Annotated in this window: 12 protein-coding genes; 7 read left to right on the top strand and 5 right to left on the bottom strand. The window is 61.3% G+C overall.

Annotated elements, in window-relative coordinates:
* Positions 1-106 precede the first annotated feature (106 nt).
* A complete protein-coding gene (mddA, locus tag IH404_RS12575; RefSeq protein ID WP_005787686.1) occupies positions 107-874 on the top strand; it encodes a methanethiol S-methyltransferase in 768 nt (255 codons plus the stop codon).
* 238 nt (positions 875-1,112) lie between these two features.
* On the opposite strand, the gene glsB is transcribed toward mddA, so the two are convergent.
* Both glsB and IH404_RS12565 read right to left on the bottom strand, forming a co-directional pair.
* On the bottom strand, positions 1,113-2,021 hold the full coding sequence (gene glsB, locus IH404_RS12570; protein ID WP_005787684.1) for a glutaminase B: 909 nt from the start codon (positions 2,019-2,021) through the stop codon (positions 1,113-1,115).
* 55 nt (positions 2,022-2,076) lie between these two features.
* Positions 2,077-2,421 carry a hypothetical protein gene (locus IH404_RS12565; RefSeq protein WP_005787683.1) on the bottom strand — a complete coding sequence of 115 codons (345 nt, stop codon included), beginning with the start codon at positions 2,419-2,421 and terminating at the stop codon, positions 2,077-2,079.
* A 301-nt stretch (positions 2,422-2,722) separates the two neighbouring features.
* On the opposite strand from IH404_RS12565, the gene IH404_RS12560 reads away from it, so the two are divergent.
* Complete coding sequence (locus tag IH404_RS12560) at positions 2,723-3,805, top strand: LLM class flavin-dependent oxidoreductase (RefSeq protein ID WP_194440668.1); 1,083 nt, start codon at positions 2,723-2,725, stop codon at positions 3,803-3,805.
* Between the two features lie 73 nt (positions 3,806-3,878).
* On the opposite strand, the gene IH404_RS12555 is transcribed toward IH404_RS12560, so the two are convergent.
* Both IH404_RS12555 and IH404_RS12550 read right to left on the bottom strand, forming a co-directional pair.
* Positions 3,879-4,673, bottom strand: coding sequence for a class II aldolase/adducin family protein (locus IH404_RS12555; RefSeq protein WP_005787679.1), 795 nt, complete (start codon positions 4,671-4,673; stop codon positions 3,879-3,881).
* Positions 4,674-4,779: 106 nt separating this feature from the next.
* The gene (locus tag IH404_RS12550) at positions 4,780-5,685 is read right to left on the bottom strand and encodes a LysR family transcriptional regulator (protein ID WP_005787677.1); all 906 of its coding nucleotides are present in this window, start codon (positions 5,683-5,685) and stop codon (positions 4,780-4,782) included.
* Positions 5,686-5,898: 213 nt separating this feature from the next.
* Between IH404_RS12550 and IH404_RS12545 the strand changes: the two genes are divergently transcribed.
* The 5 genes from IH404_RS12545 to IH404_RS12525 all read left to right on the top strand — a co-directional run bounded on the left by IH404_RS12545 (position 5,899) and on the right by IH404_RS12525 (position 11,319).
* Positions 5,899-6,510, top strand: a complete 612-nt coding sequence (locus IH404_RS12545; protein WP_005787676.1) for a cysteine dioxygenase — start codon at positions 5,899-5,901, stop codon at positions 6,508-6,510.
* A complete protein-coding gene (locus tag IH404_RS12540; protein ID WP_194440545.1) occupies positions 6,507-8,090 on the top strand; it encodes a rhodanese-related sulfurtransferase in 1,584 nt (527 codons plus the stop codon). The genes IH404_RS12545 and IH404_RS12540 overlap by 4 nt, the downstream gene beginning before the upstream one ends.
* Positions 8,091-8,172: 82 nt before the next feature.
* Positions 8,173-9,147: an ABC transporter substrate-binding protein gene (locus tag IH404_RS12535; RefSeq protein ID WP_005787673.1), complete on the top strand. Its 975-nt coding sequence runs from the start codon at positions 8,173-8,175 to the stop codon at positions 9,145-9,147.
* Positions 9,148-9,208: 61 nt separating this feature from the next.
* Positions 9,209-10,378, top strand: coding sequence for an acyl-CoA dehydrogenase family protein (locus tag IH404_RS12530; protein ID WP_194440544.1), 1,170 nt, complete (start codon positions 9,209-9,211; stop codon positions 10,376-10,378).
* A complete protein-coding gene (locus tag IH404_RS12525) occupies positions 10,375-11,319 on the top strand; it encodes a D-isomer specific 2-hydroxyacid dehydrogenase family protein (protein ID WP_194440543.1) in 945 nt (314 codons plus the stop codon). Before IH404_RS12530 ends, IH404_RS12525 begins: the two co-directional genes overlap by 4 nt.
* A gap of 44 nt (positions 11,320-11,363) precedes the next feature.
* Here IH404_RS12525 and IH404_RS12520 read toward each other — a convergent pair whose 3' ends face one another.
* Complete coding sequence (locus IH404_RS12520) at positions 11,364-12,245, bottom strand: LysR family transcriptional regulator (RefSeq protein WP_005787668.1); 882 nt, start codon at positions 12,243-12,245, stop codon at positions 11,364-11,366.
* Positions 12,246-12,421 lie beyond the last annotated feature (176 nt).

Raw genomic sequence — 12,421 nt, 5'->3', positions numbered from 1 at the left:
ATCGCCAATCCGTCTAAGCAACTGTCAATTCTCACAGGTTACGGGCAGGGCAAACTCCACTAGCCTGACTCACTTCTCCCGTCACCATGTGCGAAAGGAGTCGTCCATGCGCCCGCAAAAACAAACCAACAACCTGACAGTGCATCTGCTCTGTCTGCTCTACAGCATCGCCTGCTACCTGATTTTCCTGGCCGCAGTTTTATACCTCATAGGCTTCACAGGTGGCGTGCTGGTGCCCAAGAACATTAACGATGGGCCAGCTGTCGACTGGCCGACTGCTGTGCTGATCAACGGGCTACTGTTGATCCTGTTCGGTGTCCAGCACAGCCTCATGGCGCGTAGAAGCTTCAAGGATAGAATGACCGCGCTCATTGCACCTGTGGCTGAACGCTCCACCTATGTGCTGCTCAGTAGCCTGGTGCTTGGGGTGACGTTCTGGCTGTGGCAACCCATTCCATACACCGTCTGGGAGGTTGAAGCGGCTTGGGCCAAGGCACTGTTGTCAGGTCTGTTCTGGCTGGGCTGGGGCTTGGTGTTGTTGGCAACCTTCCTGATCAGTCACTTCGAACTGTTCGGGTTAAAACAGGCCTTTGATCATTGGCGAAACGCCCCACAAAAGGCGGCGATATTTAAAACGCCGCTGCTCTACCGGGTCGTGCGTCACCCGATGTACCTGGGGTTTTTGATCGCGCTCTGGGCAACCCCGCATATGACGGCAGGCCATCTGTTGTTCGCACTGGGGATGTCGGTTTATTTGTTCGTGGGTGCCCGTTTCGAAGAAAGGGATCTGGTGCAGCTGTTTGGTGAGCCCTATCAACGCTACCAGCGTGAGGTGGGCATGATTGTGCCGCAACTCAAAAAGCGGCGCCGCTAGCCTCCTGGAGGAGCGAGCTTGCTCGCGAAGATCGTCAAGGATGACGCAGGCAGCCTGGATGAACGCTGGGCATCTGCCGGATACTCAAGGCGCGCAGTTGCGGGTAGACAAAGTCTTGGTGAAGCCTGCCCCGCCACATAAAGCCAGGCCGTACATCACTCCCCAGAACACTGAAGATGCAAGCCCCCTCCCACATTCCGTTTTTATGGCGCCTGTTATTCAGCGTTCCACCGCGCCCCTAAAACACCGACCACCCAATCCGCTCACTCAACAATTCCAACGCCTTCATCCCCGCCAGCGAGTTCCCCGCCGCGTTCAACTCCGGCGACCACACACATACCGTGAACTGCCCAGGCACCACCGCGACGATCCCCCCGCCTACCCCGCTCTTGCCCGGCAACCCGACGCGATAGGCAAAATTGCCCGCCTCGTCATACAGCCCGCTGGTGGCCATGATCGAGTTGACCTGCTTGGTCTGCCGCGCCGTCAAGATCTGCTCGCCACTGTGGGCGCTCACGCCTTCATTGGCCAAGAAACTGAAGGCCCGGGCCAGGTCCAGGCAGCTCATCTGCAACGCGCAGTAATTGAAGTAACTGTGCAGCACTGCATGCACGTCGTTATGGAAGTTACCGAAGGATTTCATCAGGTAGGCCATGGCCGCATTGCGCGCACCGTGCTGGGCTTCGGATTCGGCGACCACGCTGTTGACCAGGATCTGCGGGTTACCCGACAGGCGCCGTACAAAGTCGCGCATCGACAAGATCGGCACCGCAAAGCGCGATTGGTTGATGTCGCAGATCACCAGGGCGCCGGCATTGATAAACGGATTGCGCGGGCGGCCGCGTTCGAATTCCAGTTGCACCATGGAGTTGAACGGTTGCCCCGAGGGCTCATGGCCCAGGCGTTCCCAGATGCTTTCGCCGCCGTGATCAATGGCCTGCACCAGGCTGAAGACCTTGGAGATGCTTTGTACCGAGAACAGCGTGTCGGCATCACCGGCGCTGTAGGCCGTGCCATCGTTGCCGTAGACCGCAATGCCCAGTTGGTCGGCGGGCACGTCGGCCAGCGCAGGGATGTAGTCGGCCACTTTGCCGAGGCCGATCAGGGGGCGCACTTCGTCGAGAATCGACTCCAGCAGCGCCTGCATGTCTTGTCCTGTCATCTTTGTTTAAATCAGTGATAAGCGAGGCGCGGAGGATACGTTAATGAGCGCGGAAGCCCCACACAATCTCTACCACCCGCTCTGCAATCACCACATACACCAGGATCAATAACACTTGCAGCGCCAGGTGATAAGGCAACCTGGCGAGTCGGCGGATACCGTCACTGACATTCAACAACATCAACAACGCCGACAGGATAATCAGCCCCCAGCCAGCGACGTTGGAGGCGAACACCCCGATAAATAACTCACGTCGCCCCATCAACGTATCGGTACCCGCCGCAAACAACAGCGCGCACACCAACAGGTTCTTCACGTTGTCGAAAATCTGGGTGCTCAGGTCGTTTTCCAGCAACGCCAGATACCGCGTCCATAAGCTGCGCATACTTGAGTACCGATTGGGAGGGCTCGTCACTCAAGGTAGTTCATTTGCAGGCGCTGTCGAGCCAAGGCGAGGCATTAGAAATGCGCCACGTTTTAGAGGCCTTATCTATAAACGCTCTCCATTTGAGATCAAAGCCAAAAAGCATCTTCTATAATAATCAATCATAATTATTCTTTAATTTTATAATTAGGTTAGAACCAATCGGCATTTTACAGATTGGCCCGTGAGCCCTACTTTCATGCGACGGACCGACCCCCTGCCCGGTGGAGGCTTGTTTACCGACCTCGACAAGGACCTGACCATGAGCATCGAATTCATCGGCTATATCGGCGGCCATCACGCCTCGGAAATCCACCCGCGCAGCGGCCCGACTCTGCAACCGGACTACGTTGAAACCGTCGCCCGTGCCCACGAAACGGCGGGGTTCGACCGCGCCCTGGTGGCATTCCATTCCAACAGCCCGGACAGCACGTTGATCGCGGCCCATGCGGCCAGCGTCACCACCCGACTGCAATTTCTTATCGCCCACCGCCCGGGTTTTGCCCAACCCACATTGGCTGCTCGCCAGTTCGCCACGCTGGATGTGTTCAACGGAGGGCGTACCGCCGTGCACATCATCACCGGTGGCGATGACCAGGAACTGCGTGCCGATGGCAGCCATATCGGCAAGAACGAGCGCTATGCGCGCACCGAAGAGTACCTGGACGTGGTGCGCCAGGAATGGACCAGCGAGCATCCCTTCGACTTCACCGGCACGTACTACCAAGTGCAAGGCGCGCACTCCACGGTGAAGTCGCCGCAACAACCGCATATTCCACTGTACTTTGGCGGTTCCTCAGCTGCTGCGATCGCAGTGGCCGGCAAGCACGCGGATGTGTATGCGCTGTGGGGGGAGACCTATGAACAGGTACGCGAAGTGGTGACCCAGGTGCGGGCAGAAGCGGCCAGGCATGGGCGCACGATTCGCTTCAGCCTGTCATTGCGCCCGATCCTCGCCGAGACCGAGGAACTGGCGTGGCAACGTGCCGAGCAGATTCTGCAGCAGGCCACGGCGCTGGCCGAGCAGCATGGTTTTGTGCGCCGTGAACCGCCGAATGAAGGCTCGCGGCGCTTGCTGGCGGCGGCGGCGCAGGGGTCGCGGCTGGATAAGCGCTTGTGGACGGGAATTGCCGGGTTACTTGGGGCGCAGGGTAATTCCACCTCGCTGGTGGGCACGGCGGAGCAAGTGGCCGAGGCGCTGCTGGATTATTACGACCTGGGGATTACCACGTTCCTGATTCGCGGGTTTGATCCGCTCAATGATGCGATCGACTATGGCAAGAAGTTGATTCCCCTCACCCGCCAGTTGGTCGCAGAGAGAGAACAGGCCCAGCAAGTGGCTTAGGCACACAGCAAGTCGTAAAAAATGTGGGAGGGGGCTTGCTCCCTCCCACATTTGATTTGCTGTGCACTCAGGATCAGTTTTTGTAGTCGGTATCGGTGCGCTCCAACTGCCGCACCAGCGCATTCCAATGCCGTGCCACGCCCGGCCCTTCCCCATTGCTGAACACCTTGGCCTGCTGCTCGACCTTGGCTACCACCTCTGCGGGCGGGAAAACCAACTCGGCATTCCCCGCCGCCTGCGCAGCAATCTGGATATTGCACGCGCGCTCCAGGCCTTGCAGTTGCTGAAAGGCGTGCTCGACGCTGACACCCGCCGTCAACAAGCCATGGTTGCGCAGGATCATCACGCTCTTGTCGCCCAAATCCGCGACCAGCCGCTCGCGCTCGTCCAGGTCCAGGGCCACGCCTTCATAGCCGTGGTAGGCCACGCGCCCTGAGAACGCAATGGCGTGCTGGGAGATCGGCAGCAAGCCGCCCTTCTGCGCCGACACGGCAATGCCGTCGCGGGTATGGGTGTGCAGCACCGCTTGCAAATCGTGGCGCGCGCCGTGAATGGCACTGTGGATCACATAACCGGCGTAGTTGATGCCAAGGCCCGTAGGATCATCGACGAGAGTGCCGTCCAGATCGACCTTAACCAGGTTGGACGCAGTGATTTCATCGAACAACAGCCCAAAGGCGTTAATCAGGAAATGCTCATCGGGCCCCGGCACACGGGCCGAGAAATGGGTATAGATATGGTCGGTCCACTTGTACAGGGCGGCCAGGCGATAGGCGGCGGCCAGTTTGACACGCACCTCCCATTCCTCTGGCGTAACACGTTGGCGGACAGTATTGGAAACACTCGATAGCGAGGTGACGCTGCTCATGACAAAACTTCCTGGATGGCCTTAAGGACGTCAGGCCAGCCTAGGGGAAGCAAAAAAATAATAAAAAGCACATTTTAATCTAAGCTAATTATTATTTTTTTTCATATCACGCCACTGCGCGAACCTTGTGCAAAGAAGCCGCCACCCATTGCCCGAACGCATCCACCGGTCCTTGCAGGTTGCCGAGAAAGTGCGGATAGATCAGCCACAAATCCATCACCGGTTTGAAATCCTTGAGCGGCATCACTGCCAGGTGCTCGCGCTGAGCGCTGCGTTCCAACAACGGACGTGGCACCAGGCCAAGGCCCAGCCCATCCGCCACCAGGCCCAGTTGCAACTCCGTGCCGAAGGTTTCCAGGTTGACCCGCAACGCCAGGCCCTGGTCCGACAAGGTGCGTTGCAACCCGGCACGGAAGCCGCAACCATCCGGGTTGAGGATCCAGCCGTTCTGGTATACGTCCGCCAGTTTGCACGGCTTCTTCGGCAGCTGCGCCTTGGCACAGACCACCACCAGCTCCATCTTGCCGATGGACTCGCCGACAACGTTGTCCGGGAAAATCTTGCCCGCCGGGAACAACGCCACCGCCGCATCCAGTTCGCCGCGTTCGATCTTGCCGACCAGTTGGCTGCCCCAACCGGTGGCAACCTGGGCGCGCAGGTCGGCGTATTCAGTGCGCAGGTGCTTGAGCGCATCCAGCAACACCACATCGCCAATGGTTTGCGGGACGCCCAGGCGTAACACGCCGGTGGGCGGTGCATCGGTGGCCACCAGTTCGCGCAGGGCATCCATCTCGCGCAGGATCAGCCGGCATTGTTCATAGACGCGAGTGCCGATCAGCGTCGGCTTGAGGGGTTTGGTGTTGCGGTCGAACAGCTCCACCCCCAGTGCCTGCTCAAAGTTCTGCACACGGCGGGTAATAGCCGGCTGGGTCAGTTGCAACGACTCGGCGGCATGGCTGATGGACTGGCAACGAATCACTTCGACAAAGGCATCGATATCGTCAATTTTCATTTGGGCCGCACATAGAGATCAGTCATTAAGATGTGCGTGAAGCATAGTTGTCGCGCACCGCTCTGGATAGCCCGCCTTGGGATCGATAACGTCTAACGCTATTCACGGCGGTTCTAAATTACCTGTGGCTATAAGCTAATCATTAAAAAATAGCATATTAACTATAAACATTATGCTTATATAAACCCATCACAACAGCACGATGGAATGGTCATGCCCCAGGCCCGACACCCCGAAAGACTCAGAGCCTTCATAGGCGCCCTGGCGGAATTGATCGACGCCAACCCACGTGAAGGTGACCTGCTGCACCGCGGCGGCAAGCTGCTGGCGCAACTGGTCAGCCATGATGACTGGCTCCCCGACGAGTTCGCCCAGCCCGATCCCGAGCGCTATCAGCAATTTTTGCTGCATGCCGATTCGCGCCAGCGTTTCAGCCTGGTCAGTTTTGTGTGGGGGCCAGGGCAAAGCACGCCGATTCATGACCATCGGGTGTGGGGGCTGATCGGCATGTTGCGGGGCGCTGAGTTTTCCCAGGGCTTTGCACGTGCGCCCGACGGCAGCCTGGTGGCGCAAGGCTCACCCGTCCAGCTGCTGCCGGGCCAGGTCGAGGCGGTATCGCCCAAGATCGGCGATATCCATCAGGTCAGCAATGCCCACCGCGATCAGGTGTCCATCAGCATCCATGTATACGGCGCCAATATCGGTGCGGTACGCCGTGCGGTGTACCAGCCCGACGGCAGCGAAAAATTGTTTATCTCCGGTTATTCCAACGCCTCGCTCCCGAACATCTGGGACCTGTCCAAAGAAAAGAGCCCTGCCCTATGATCACCGTATCGACCCGCAGCTTTGCCCAGATTCGCCAGGCCCTGTTGGACCGTGAGGAGCTGGCGTTGATCGACGTGCGTGAAGAGGCGCCGTTTGCCGAGTCCCACCCGTTGTTCGCCGCCAATATCCCGCTGTCCAAGCTGGAACTGGAGGTGTACGCACGCATTCCACGCCGCGATACCCAGGTCACCCTGTATGACAACGGTGAAGGGCTGGCCAGCCGCGCTGCCGAACGTCTACTTGAGCTGGGCTACACCCAGGTCAGCCTGCTTGAGGGGGGACTGGACGGGTGGCGCCGCGCGGGTGGCGAGCTGTTTATCGACGTCAACGTGCCGAGCAAAGCCTTTGGCGAGCTGGTCGAAAGCCAGCGCCACACGCCGTCCCTGGCCGCCGAAGAAGTCCAGGCCCTGCTCGACAGCCAGGCCGATGTGGTGGTGCTCGATGCCCGCCGTTTCGACGAATACCAGACCATGAGTATTCCCACCGGTATCAGCGTGCCGGGTGCGGAGCTGGTCTTGCGCGCCCGCGAACTGGCGCCAGACCCGGCCACGCGCATTATCGTCAACTGCGCCGGGCGCACCCGCAGCATTATCGGTACCCAGTCGTTGATCAATGCCGGCCTTCCCAACCCGGTTGCGGCGCTACGCAACGGCACCATCGGCTGGACCCTGGCCGGGCAAACACTTGCCCACAACCAAGCCCGCCGCTTCGCGCCAACGCCAGAGGAACATCGCCAACTCGCCGCCGAGGCTGCACGCCGTGTCGCCGACAAGGCCCGCGTCGGCCGCGCCACCCTTGACGATCTACACCACTGGCAGCAGGACACGACGCGCACCACCTACCTGTTCGATGTGCGCACCCTTGAAGAATTCGAAGCCGGGCACCTGCCCGGGGCACGCGCCACACCCGGCGGGCAACTGGTGCAGGAGACCGATCATGTCGCCAGCGTCCGCGGTGCGCGCCTGGTGCTGGTCGATGACGACGGCGTGCGTGCCAATATGTCCGCCTCCTGGCTGGCTCAGTTGGGTTGGCAAGTGCATGTGCTGGATGACCTGCAAGCCGAGCACTTCAGCGAACGCGGCGGGTGGGTCGCGCCAGTGCCTGCGCCACCCCAGGCCGAACTGATCAGCCCGCACACCCTCGCCGACTGGCTGGGCCATGGTGACACCGTGGTGCTGGACTTCACCGCGAGCGCCAATTACGTCAAACGCCATATACCCGGTGCCTGGTGGGTGCTGCGTGCGCAACTGCCTCAGGCCCTGGCCAAGGTGCCGCGTGCCCAGCGCTACGTATTGACCTGCGGCAGCAGCCAATTGGCGCGCCTGGCGGTGGCCGAGGTACAAGCGCTGACCGGCCAGCAGGTGTTCGTGTTGCAGGACGGCACTGCCGCCTGGATCGCCGCGCAACTGCCCCTGGAGGAAGGCGAAACCCACCTCGCCTCACCGCGTATCGATCGCTACCGTCGCCCCTACGAAGGCACCGACAATCCACGGGAAGCCATGCAGGCTTACCTGGATTGGGAGTTCGGCCTGGTCGAGCAACTGGCCCGCGACGGCACCCATGGTTTCTACGTGATCTGAGCTGCTGCTGCATCGTTTTCGCCTATCCGACCCCTTCTCCAGGTGGAGGTATCCCCCTTATCCAACGCCTGGAGTGTGTCCCATGCTGTACGCCATCCCTTTCAAACACCTGCTACTGGGCGCCGCCCTGGCCCTCGGCCTGCTGTCCAGCGTACAGGCTGCCGACCTGCAACCGCTGCGCGTGGCCAACCAGAAATCCACGATCAAGGCGCTGCTGCAAGCCTCTGGCGAAACCCGCAACGTGCCCTACGAAATCAAGTGGTCGGAATTCCCCTCGGCCTCGCCCTTGGGCGAAGCGCTGAATGCCGGCGCCGTGGATGTCGGCGCGCTTGGTGACGCTCCTTATGTGTTCGCTCTGGGCGCCGGCGCGTCGCTCAAAGTGATCAGCATCATCCATGCACAAGGGCGTAACACCACCGCACTGCTGGTGCCCAAGGACTCGCCGATCAAGACCGCGGCCGATCTCAAAGGCAAGAAAATCGTCACCGGGCGCGGCTCCATCGGGCATTACCTGGCGATCAGGGCCCTGAACGATGCGGGCCTGAGCACTCAGGATGTGCAGTTCATATTCCTGCTGCCTGCCGAGTCGCGGCTGGTGCTGGACAACGGCACTGCAGACGCCTGGGCCACCTGGGACCCGTACACCACCGTGGTCACCTCACAGAGCAACGCTCGCGTGCTGGTCAGCGGTAAACACCTGCTGAGCAATCATCTGTACTTCGCTGCGACCGGCCAGGCCATTGCCGACAAGCGCGCGCAACTGGACGACTTTGTCGCACGGGTTGACCGCGCCTACGCCTGGGCCAACGCCCACCCCGATGAGTATGCCGCCGCCCAGGCCAGGATCACCGGCTTGCCGCTGGCCGTGCATATCGAAGTGGCCAAGGACACTCACCTGTCGCCGGTCGCGATTGACGATGCGGTGATCAGCGGCCTGCAAGCCACCGCCGACACGTATGTAAAAGAGGGGCTGCTGCCCAACCGCATCGATGTCTCCCAGGGCTTCGACCCAAGCTTTAACGCCAAGCGTGCCACCCTCGACCAAGCCTCGCGCTAAAGAGGGATGCAGTGCGAGCCCCGGCCCAGCCCCCCTCCCACACTTGACCGAGTACATGCTGATGACTCACTCGTCTCTACGCGCTGTAGACGTCGTCGATTTCGACACCACGCTCACCCGCCTCAGCGCCGAACTGGCCGGGACCGCTCATATCTATGACGAAAGCGGCGCCTTCCCCCACGCCAACTTCAACCTGTTGCACCAACACGGTCTGGTCGCCCTCACCGTCCCCAGCGCCCTCGGCGGCGGCGGTGCCAGCCTGGCCCAGGCGCGCAAGGCCATCAGCGCCATTGCCAAGGGCGAGCCCTCCACGGCGCTGATCCTGGTGATGCAGTACCTGCAACACGCCCGCCTGCAAGACAGCAAAACCTGGCCCCGGCACCTGCGCGTACGCGTCGCCGAGGACGCGGTGCGCAACGGTGCGCTGATCAATGCCCTGCGCGTCGAGCCGGACCTGGGCACACCGGCCCGTGGCGGTTTACCCGCCACCACCGCCGTGCGCACCGTTGACGGCTGGCGTATCAGCGGGCGCAAACTCTACTCCACCGGCAGCCATGGCTTGAGCTGGTTCAGCGTATGGGCGCGCAGCGACGACGCAGACCCGCTGGTGGGCGCCTGGCTGGTGGCCAAGGACAGCCCCGGCGTGAGCATCATCGACACCTGGGATCACCTGGGTATGCGCGCCACTTGCAGCCACGAGGTGGTGCTCGACAACGTACTGGTGCCACTGGACCACGCCGTCAGCGTCAGCCCCTTTAGCGCGCCGCAGCCGGAACTGGATGGCGAAGGCTTGCTGTGGATGTCAGTGCTGCTGTCGTCGGTTTACGACGCGGTGGCCCAGGCGGCGCGGGACTGGTTGGTGAACTGGCTGCAAGAGCGCAAGCCATCCAACCTGGGGGCTGCGCTGTCCACTTTGCCGCGCTTTCAGGAAACCGTCGGCCATATCGACACCTTGCTGTTCGCCAATCGCAGCCTGCTTGAGGCTGCCGCCCAAGGCCACACGCCGGCCGCCAACGCCGCACAATTGAAATACCTGGTGACCGGTAACGCGATCCGCGCCGTCGAGCTGGCCATCGAAGCCTCGGGCAACCCAGGCTTGTCACGCCATAGCCCACTGCAACGGCATTACCGCGATGTGCTGTGCAGCCGCGTGCATACCCCACAAAACGACGCCGTGCTGCAAGGTGTCGGCAGAGCCGTGTTCACCCAACACCAGAAGGAGCGCCCATGAGCCACGTGATAATTGCCAGCCAGTTGGACGAAGACTTCAACCAGGTCATTCGCGAACGACTGGCGCCGCTGCACCCCCAAGCTCAGGTGATCGGTGTGCCGGTGGGTGCGCCGAACGACCTGCCACCCCAGGCCAATATCCTGCTGTTGCGCCCGATCAATGTGCGCGGCTATATCGCCCCCGACACGCCCCCACCGGGCTGGCCGTACGGCGCGCAATGGGTGCACCTGGTGTCATCGGGCATCGACTTTTACCCGCAGTGGCTGTTCAACGGCCCGCCTGTGAGCACGTCCCGGGGCAGCGCGGCCGACAACCTGGCCGAATTCGCCCTGGCAGCAATCTTTGCCGCCGCCAAACACCTGCCGGACATCTGGGTGAAAGACTCGCAGTGGAATTTCACCGCCCTGCGCCCGCTCAAAGGGACCACCCTGGGTATCTTTGGCTTTGGGGCGATTGGCGAAAGCCTGGCGCAAAAAGCCCTGGGCCTTGGCCTCAAGGTGATCGCGCTGCGTCAGAGCCAGGCTCCGTTCAGCGCCGGCGTGGAGGCCACCACTGACATCCACGACCTGTTCGCCCGCGCCGACCATCTGGTGGTGGCGGCACCACTGACCGAGGCAACGCGGCACGTTATCAACCGTGACGTACTAGGCAGCGCCAAGCCGGGGCTGCACCTGATCAACATCGCACGCGGTGGCTTGCTGGATCAGGAGGCGCTGCTGGAGGCGCTGGATAACGGGCAGATCGGGCTGGCATCGCTCGACGTGACCGAGCCAGAGCCATTGCCGGACGGGCATCCGCTGTATACCCATCCCAGGGTGCGGTTGTCGCCGCATACGTCGGCGATTTCTACCAACAGCAAGGAGGAGATTGCGGATACGTTCCTGGCGAATCTGGAGCGGTATGTGGCAGGCCTTGAATTAACCAACGTAGCAAACGCCTGACGCTATTCAAATTACAGGAGCTGGCCTGCCTGCTCCCACACGTATCAGCAGCCGCCAGCCAGGCGTTCACGCAGGAACTCGACCAACGCCTGTACCGGCCGTGAACTCTGCCGGTGCTGGGGGTACACCGCCGACAACGTCAGGGCTTCGGGCGCGAACTCGTCCAATACGCTGACCAGGCGACCGTCCTTCAATGCCTCGCCGACTATGAACGTCGGCAGGTAGGTAACCCCCAGCCCGGCAATGGCGGTGTCACGCAGCAAATCGCCGTTGTTGACCCGCATGCGCCCGCTCACATTCAGCGCTTGCAGCTTGCCCTTGAAGCGCCATTGCACCTGGCGGCCGTGACCGTAAGGCAGGCAGTCGTGGTCGGCAAGGTCGTCAGGTTTTTGCGGCGTGCCGCGCAAAGCCAGGTAATCGGGGCTGGCGCAATACACCCTCGGGATGCTGGCGATACGACGGGCGATCAAGGTGGAGTCTTCCAGGGTGCCGATCCGCAGCACCAAGTCGTAGCCTTCGCCAATCAAGTCTACCGGGCGGTCGCTGAGATCTACCTCCACCGACACGTCGGGATAGCGCTGCAGGAACAGCGGCAGCAGGCAACCCAAGTGCGCCATGGCAAACGAAAGCGGCGCACTGAGGCGAATCGTGCCGCGCGGTTCGCTGTTCTGCCCGGCAATGCCCTGCTCCACCTGCTCGACATCACTGAGCAGGCGCAAGGCGGATTCGTAGTAACTCTGGCCCAGCGGCGTGACATCCAGGCGCCGCGTGGAGCGATTGAGCAGGCGCACGCCCAGGCGTTCTTCCAGCTGGATCAGGCGGCGGCTGACAAATTGCTTGGACAGGCCCAGTTGCTCGGCGGCGGCGGTGAAACTGCCGGACTCCATGACCTGACAGAACAGGCGCATGTCTTCGAAGGGGTTCATTGTCGCTACTCGGTGGACGATGGGCTGTTTTATAGCGGGTTCAGAGGCACACCACAAACCTGATGTGGGAGGAGGCTTGCCCCAACGCTCCCCCGTAGGAGCGAGCTTGCTCGCGAAAAACGTCAACGATAACGCGTGTTTCCTGAATGAACGCGGCGCCTATCAGTTTTTCGCGA

Origin of the sequence: Pseudomonas sp. OST1909 (assembly GCF_015277575.1) — a bacterium.
Taxonomy (GTDB): Bacteria; Pseudomonadota; Gammaproteobacteria; order Pseudomonadales; family Pseudomonadaceae; genus Aquipseudomonas; species Aquipseudomonas synxantha_A.
The sequence above is the reverse complement of the archived record's forward strand: the minus strand, read 5'-3'. Positions and strand labels throughout refer to the sequence as shown.

Excerpts from the sequence above, each read along its gene's own strand:
- glsB (WP_005787684.1), bottom strand. The coding sequence starts at position 2,021 with ATGCAGGCGCTGCTGGAGTCGATTCTCGACGAAGTGCGCCCCCTGATC.
- IH404_RS12565 (WP_005787683.1), bottom strand. The coding sequence starts at position 2,421 with ATGCGCAGCTTATGGACGCGGTATCTGGCGTTGCTGGAAAACGACCTG.
- IH404_RS12545 (WP_005787676.1), top strand. The coding sequence starts at position 5,899 with ATGCCCCAGGCCCGACACCCCGAAAGACTCAGAGCCTTCATAGGCGCC.
- IH404_RS12525 (WP_194440543.1), top strand. The coding sequence starts at position 10,375 with ATGAGCCACGTGATAATTGCCAGCCAGTTGGACGAAGACTTCAACCAG.
- IH404_RS12520 (WP_005787668.1), bottom strand. The coding sequence starts at position 12,245 with ATGAACCCCTTCGAAGACATGCGCCTGTTCTGTCAGGTCATGGAGTCC.
- IH404_RS12560 (WP_194440668.1), top strand. The coding sequence starts at position 2,723 with ATGAGCATCGAATTCATCGGCTATATCGGCGGCCATCACGCCTCGGAA.
- mddA (WP_005787686.1), top strand. The coding sequence starts at position 107 with ATGCGCCCGCAAAAACAAACCAACAACCTGACAGTGCATCTGCTCTGT.
- IH404_RS12535 (WP_005787673.1), top strand. The coding sequence starts at position 8,173 with ATGCTGTACGCCATCCCTTTCAAACACCTGCTACTGGGCGCCGCCCTG.
- IH404_RS12530 (WP_194440544.1), top strand. The coding sequence starts at position 9,209 with ATGACTCACTCGTCTCTACGCGCTGTAGACGTCGTCGATTTCGACACC.
- IH404_RS12555 (WP_005787679.1), bottom strand. The coding sequence starts at position 4,673 with ATGAGCAGCGTCACCTCGCTATCGAGTGTTTCCAATACTGTCCGCCAA.
- IH404_RS12550 (WP_005787677.1), bottom strand. The coding sequence starts at position 5,685 with ATGAAAATTGACGATATCGATGCCTTTGTCGAAGTGATTCGTTGCCAG.
- IH404_RS12540 (WP_194440545.1), top strand. The coding sequence starts at position 6,507 with ATGATCACCGTATCGACCCGCAGCTTTGCCCAGATTCGCCAGGCCCTG.